The 652-nt window shown below is 39.1% G+C and carries 1 rRNA gene; it reads left to right on the forward strand.

Features of this window, described 5'->3' with window-relative positions:
* Positions 1 to 370 precede the first annotated feature (370 nt).
* A 23S ribosomal RNA gene (locus CWO08_RS23830) occupies positions 371 to 652 on the forward strand; the annotation flags it as partial.

A 652-nucleotide genomic window follows, 5' to 3' on the forward strand; every position in this document is an offset into this window, starting at 1 on the left:
GGTCTGCGGTTCGATCCCGCATAGCTCCACCATCTTTAAGTGTTCTTCCTTAAGAATCTTTAAAAATGGTTATTTCTTTAATTAGAAAAATCTAGCTCTTTAACAATTTGGAAAGCTGACTGATTGATTACTTACGAGTAATCCAATCAAATTTAAAAGTTCTCAATGTTTACCTTTATGGTAAACACAACAAACACATTCAAGTGTCTTGTATTCGAATCAAACTTAGTTTGATTCACATTGAGTCCGGCAAACAGTCATTGAGAATTAACCCTTCTTAATGACAACCAAAAACCTTGGTTAGTTGCCATACGCTTATTCGTCTTCACTTTTTAAAGTGAAAGCAAATAGAAACCCTTTCGGGTTGTATGGTTAAGTGACTAAGCGTACACGGTGGATGCCTTGGCAGTCAGAGGCGATGAAAGGCGTAATAACTTGCGATAAGCCCAGATTAGGTAGTAATAACCTTTTGAGTCTGGGATTCCTGAATGGGGAAACCCACTTACATAAGTAAGTATCCTGTTGTGAATACATAGCAACAGGAGGCAAACCGGGGGAACTGAAACATCTAAGTACCCCGAGGAAGAGAAATCAACCGAGATTCCGAAAGTAGCGGCGAGCGAAATTGGATTAGCCCTTAAGCTTTTAATGA

This window comes from Vibrio sp. 10N.286.48.B8 (assembly GCF_003050085.1).
Lineage (GTDB): Bacteria > Pseudomonadota > Gammaproteobacteria > Enterobacterales > Vibrionaceae > Vibrio > Vibrio crassostreae.